We start from the raw sequence: 438 nt of genomic DNA, 5'->3' as shown, positions 1-438 counted from the left end.
ACTTCAGGATCTGTGTAATGCGTCACTTCCACTAAAGAGAGTTCGTGTTTTGACATGTTATCTCTCCAGACAGCTGCAAGCCTGCCAGTGAATTACCGGCTCTTTACATAAAATACAGGTGATTAAATCAGCGCTAACAGATGACATAAAGTTATCGACATGACTTTTAACCAGTGAAGTACCTGTCAACTCCTGAAGTCGCCGTTTTATTAAATGATAGCTGAATCCTCTTTCTGATTCGCCTAAAGCCAATGCTGGTAGTGTCATTTGGTATTTTTTCAGTAACTGAAGTAAGTTTGCCCAGGACATTTCGTTACGTCTGAAGCTTTTTTCTTCCCTGCTCAGCCATCTCTCTATATGACAAAAATGGCAGGGAGTACCAAGATCAGGTGAATATACTCCATCTATCCTGAATGACTCCTTTAGGTAGTAGCTTTG

Annotated in this window: 1 protein-coding gene; it reads right to left on the bottom strand. The window is 40.9% G+C overall.

What is annotated here, in order from left to right; translation table 11 throughout:
• Nucleotides 1-57 precede the first annotated feature (57 nt).
• Nucleotides 58-438 (bottom strand): McbB family protein (locus K0039_RS21560; protein ID WP_228106920.1); only part of this gene is annotated, 381 nt, incomplete at its 5' end.

The sequence above is a fragment of the Terrisporobacter mayombei genome, assembly GCF_020748465.1.
Classification (GTDB): domain Bacteria; phylum Bacillota; class Clostridia; order Peptostreptococcales; family Peptostreptococcaceae; genus Terrisporobacter; species Terrisporobacter mayombei.
The sequence above is the reverse complement of the archived record's forward strand: the minus strand, read 5'-3'. Positions and strand labels throughout refer to the sequence as shown.